Annotated in this window: 5 protein-coding genes; all 5 read right to left on the reverse strand. The window is 48.7% G+C overall.

Going from position 1 to position 5145, the window contains the following annotated elements; all coding sequences use genetic code 11:
• Positions 1-1243, reverse strand: a 1243-nt coding sequence (locus A3751_RS05275) for a CmpA/NrtA family ABC transporter substrate-binding protein (RefSeq protein ID WP_068453095.1), incomplete at its 3' end; no start/stop codon positions are given.
• A 331-nt stretch (positions 1244-1574) separates the two neighbouring features.
• Positions 1575-2654 carry a CmpA/NrtA family ABC transporter substrate-binding protein gene (locus tag A3751_RS05280; protein ID WP_068453098.1) on the reverse strand — a complete coding sequence of 360 codons (1080 nt, stop codon included), beginning with the start codon at positions 2652-2654 and terminating at the stop codon, positions 1575-1577.
• Between the two features lie 8 nt (positions 2655-2662).
• Entirely contained in the window at positions 2663-3250 is a 588-nt protein-coding gene (locus tag A3751_RS05285; RefSeq protein ID WP_068453101.1) for an ANTAR domain-containing response regulator, read from the reverse strand.
• A gap of 171 nt (positions 3251-3421) precedes the next feature.
• Positions 3422-4354 carry a uroporphyrinogen-III C-methyltransferase gene (cobA, locus tag A3751_RS05290; protein WP_068453104.1) on the reverse strand — a complete coding sequence of 311 codons (933 nt, stop codon included), beginning with the start codon at positions 4352-4354 and terminating at the stop codon, positions 3422-3424.
• A partial coding sequence (locus tag A3751_RS05295; protein WP_197466189.1) for a (2Fe-2S)-binding protein occupies positions 4351-5145 on the reverse strand: 795 nt, incomplete at its 5' end. The genes cobA and A3751_RS05295, both read right to left, overlap by 4 nt.

A 5145-nucleotide genomic window follows, 5' to 3' on the forward strand; every position in this document is an offset into this window, starting at 1 on the left:
CCTTACCTTCAGCGATCAGTGCCTTAGCCGCGACAGCATAAATGTCAGGTCGATAAACCTTCTTTGCGGTTTCCATATACCAGTCATCCGACTTGTGCTCAGAAATCTGGCCCCAACGACGCATCTGCGTGAGATACCAAATAGCATCGCTGTAATATGGATAGGTAGCGTTGTAACGGAAGAACACATTGAAATCTGGTACTTCACGCTTGTCGCCTTTCTCGTACTCAAACGTACCCGTCATGCTGTTTGCGATCACTTCTTCATCAGCGCCCACGTACGATGGTTTCGCTAGAATTTTCACCGCTTCTGGACGGTTAGCGTTATTATTTTCGTCTAACCACATTGCTGCTCGGATCATTGCTTTCACAACTCGCGCATGCGTATTTGGATATTTCTCGGCCCACTCATTGCTCACGCCAAAGACTTTCTCTGGATTGTTCTTCCAGATCTCGTAATCCGTAATGACTGGAACACCAATGCCTTTAAAGACCGCTTGCTGATTCCATGGTTCACCCACGCAGTAACCATAAATGGTGCCGGCTTCCATGGTCGCAGGCATCTGCGGTGGAGGCGTAACAGAAAGTAGAGCATCTGCATTTATCTGGCCGCTGGTATCGCCCTTATGAGGCGCATAGTAACCAGGATGAATTCCGCCAGCAGCGAGCCAGTAGCGAAGTTCATAGTTGTGCGTAGAAACAGGGAATACCATCCCCATATTGAAAGGCTTACCTTCACTTTTATACTTTTCAACAACCGGTTTTAATGCATCCGCCTTAATTGGGTGCACCGGCTTACCGTCCTCATGAGGGATATTTGGCTTCATCTGCGCCCAAATATCGTTGGAAACGGTAATACCGTTACCGTTTAGATCCATACTGAACGCTGTAATGATGTGCGCCTGCGTACCAAATCCGATTGTCGCGCCAAGAGGCTGACCTGCCAGCATATGCGCTCCATCCAATTGACCGTCTATAACGCGGTCTAGAAGCACTTTCCAGTTAGCCTGAGCTTCCAAGGTGACATACAAGCCCTCATCTTCGAAGTAACCTTTTTCGTAAGCAATTGCTAAAGGCGCCATGTCTGTCAGCTTGATAAAGCCAAACTTAAGCTCTTCTTTTTCTGGCCAACCCAATTCCTGAGCCTGCACAGATGTTCCAAGTAATGCACCCGTTGCGGCCAGCGTCACCGTAATAGCAGTAAACTTGGTCTTTATTGACTTCAAAAGTCCGTGTTTTTTCATGCTCTACTCCAGCGTGATATCAATATTTTTTCAAAAAAAAACCCGCAAAGCCTCTCGGAGAGGAGACTAAGCGGGCAACGTTGCCTGGCGCATTGAAGGCCACTATGCCTTCAACCGCTTCTTGTCCAGTGAATACCCCGCGATATTTGACCAAGAGGGGTAAACGATAAATCAGTTAGCGCTTTCTGAATGCGCTAAGCGTTCTTACTAACTACGTGCCATGACTAAGCAATACTAAGGCCAACTCTAAAAATACTTATTTTTCAGAGGGTTAACTGACCGCCAAGCCTTTACCCACACATGCGAACGCACCAACAAGAGGAGCATTGCACTAAGCCTGCACAAATTCGGCGCTTATCGCCTGGTATAGATCTTCACGAAATATTTCGTCGATAGAGACAGATGCGCTGTCTTCGCTCGATAACTGACCGGCCTCGACCATCTTATTAAGTAACCAGCGTCCTCGCTCGGTACTGGGCACGTTTACGCCATGGTCTTTGCTTGAGTAGAAGCGATTATATTGCTCGACCTCTCTTGGTGCGGCCGCCTCATGCGTCAAACAACTACCGAGTAAAGAAGGAGCAATCACATCTAGAGGCGCATCTAGATAATGGCTATGCGTCAACATGCGCGCTGCTTCAAATCGATTAGGTATATTCTCTAGCCAGCGACAAGCTCGCTCAATTGCGACGCAGGAAGCCGTTACGGTCTGCGGGTACTGATCCACGAAATCAGCAGTGAACCCCAATACTTTTTCTGGCTGATCTTGCCAGACATCATAGGAGGTGAGGCCGGTATATCCAATTCCCGAGCGGACCGCTTTTGCGTTCCATGGGCCACCCACGCAATACCCATCGATTTCGCCACTGAAAAGAAAATCGACCATATTCACGGGTGGCACAGTGAGGATGTCAATGTCGCTCAGGGTGACGCCACCAGACTTCAACCAATCGAGCAACTGATAATGATGGCAACTGTATGGAAATACGTGAGCGAGTTTGAGCTTAGCCTTTCCATCGGCACTACGTCGGGCAATCACCGAGTTTAAGACTTCTGCACTGAGCGGCTGATCGGGATGTATCGATTCATGCGCCTTTAACTCGAGATAGAGGGCATCAGAAAGCGTAATCGCATTACCGTTGAGGCTAAGAACAAAAGGCGTGACGATTTTCCTCGCACGGCAACCCAAGCCTAAAGTACTGGCAATTGGCATGGGAGCGAGCATCTGCGCCGCATCGAGTATTCCGGCATGAAGCTTGTCGCGCAAGGTTGCCCATGAGTTTTGCTTTTGTAACGTTACATCCAACCCCACATCGTCAAAAAAACCGAGCGCTTTCGCAACGACTAAAGGCGCCGAGTCGGTGAGAGGTACAAAACCGAGCGACAGTGATGTTTTTTCAATACCTGTCATCTAACCACCTAGAAATTCATATTCTTCATCATTGAAATTACAGTTCGCGCGACGTCTTCGATCTTTTGTCCTGAATCCATCGCGGTTTTACGCATACTGTGAAACGCCTCATTTTCAGAGATGCCCTTAACATCCATTAATAGTCGCTTGGCTTGATCAACAAGTTTTCTCGCTTCGAGTTCGTTCTTCGTTTGGGAAAGCTCATCTTTGAGGCGTTGATACTCGTTAAACCGGGCAACGGCGGCATCCAAAATGGGGCGAATTCGAGCGGAGTCAGGATCACCAACAACGTAGGCGCTGACACCAGATTTAACAGAGAGATTAATCATCTCCTCATCTTCCGATTCGGAGAACATCACAACGGGCTTAGGGGCAAACGCCGACATGGTATGCAGACTTTCAAGCATGTCGCGACTTGGCGACTCGATATCAATCACAATGATATCTGGTTGCCACGCATCCACTTCTTTTAACAACGCAACGCTAGGGCTAGCAAGATGACGCACGCGATAGCGGGATTGCTCTAAAGCAGCAGTCACATCGTTCGCTCTCTCGACATTCTCGTCGATAAGCAAAATACTGAGTTTTGAAGACATTATTTGTTTGGGGCTCCCAGCCGGACAACACAACCTCGGCAAAGTATGCTCCCAATGAAGCAAGCGGATACCCAAACATTGAAATACGTTTTTTATTCAATGGGTTATGAAATCACTAAACAAAGCAGGGAACTGAAAACACAGCGTTACGCACCATTTCGGTGCGCAAGATCAAAAGCCGGACACAGCTCCGGAAAGCACTGAATCACTCATCAGGTTCGCTGTCTGGTAACGATACTCGACAACCCGACCAACGATTGTAATCGCCGGGCCTGATATTCCACTTGTCTCAACGCGATCCGCAATCGTTGCGAGCGTACCGATACAAACACGCTGCTCTGCGTGCGTAGCATGCTCGATGACGGCCACTGGCATATCTTTATCGACTCCGTGTTGGATGAGGCGTTGACAGATCTGCTCAATACGGCGCAACCCCATATAGAAAACAAGCGTTTCGCCATGCTTTGTCTTCTGAGAAGGCGCCATTGACGACCAATCAGGCTCAGCACTTTCGTCTTTGAGATGTGCAGTTACAAACCGCACACTTTGAGCGCAATCACGATGTGTTAGCGGAATACCTGCATAGGCAGATGCGCCAGACGCCGCGGTAATACCAGGAACAACAACAAACGGAATGTCATGCTGTGCAAGTAGGGCACACTCTTCACCCGCACGAGCAAATATCGCCGGATCTCCTCCTTTAAGTCGAACTACCCGCTTACCGGATTGAGCAAGCTCCAGAAGCACCCTACAGATCTCTGGTTGTGTCATCGAGTGCTGACCGTAGCGCTTACCCACATACATCTTTTGTGCTGATGCCGGAAACATCGCAACCACATCCTCTCCAACAAGAGCATCGTAAAGAATGACTTCGGCCTGCTGAATCGCTTTGTATGCTTTGATGGTCAACAGCTCTGCATCACCAGGGCCGGCACCAATCAAATGTACACATCCGTCGGATGCGCGCTGGCCTATCCCTTGGTTGCTAGCATCAGATAAATTCGTACCCGAAGTCGATGAACTGACTCTCTGAAACACACCGAGGCGCGCCTGCGCGAATACATCTTTAACACGCAAAATAATGCTTGCTGTTAGTGCGCTCATACCAAAACCTCCTCAGGCTGCAACGACACCATTTTTACGTCACGCTTCGCCAGTATTTTCTTCAATTCCGGCTTACACGATCCACAATTGGTTCCACACTTAAGCGCATCGCCAAGCGACTCTACAGAGTCACATTGCTTGGTTTCTATGGCATCATGAATGGCCTTCTCTCCAACCTTGAAACAACTACAGACAATTTTCCCTTGCGTAAATTCATCGTCCACCTCTCCGTGCAGAAGTTCATGAATCTGTTCGCTACTCAATGCATTTTCCTGAATAAGAGACTCAAACCACGCTCTATGAAAATCGAGCGGTGACGACTGCTCCATCAGGAGGGCGCTCAAAGCACCCTGATTTAAATATAACGAGACTCTGCCAGTAGCCTTGGTATGGCTCATGCTTTGAGTCGAAGAAATGACGCCTAAATCGGCTAACTGCTGGGCAATTTCCGTAGTCGATTCAAGACAACTGATCCGATAAACGAACGCACCATTGATTCGGATTTTGCTCCAAACTTCGGCCATCGTCGACAAAACACGATGATCAAGCTCCTCACGGAGCAACAGGTACGCATGTTTTTTTACTGTCAGCTTTTCGAGCGCGACGGCCGCATGCTTCAGCTCCGGCTGCCCTGAGATCGCGTCTCGCGCATCACTATACAAATAAGCGATTGAGGCAGAAGAAGACCATTGTTTTCCCCAGTGAATTGGCGCAAATAACTCTCCACGCCGCTGAGCGCTGTCAATCTGAATGGGCAGAACTACTTGCTGGCTAGTTTGCGTCGAAACAGC

Source organism: Oleiphilus sp. HI0080 (genome assembly GCF_001635135.1).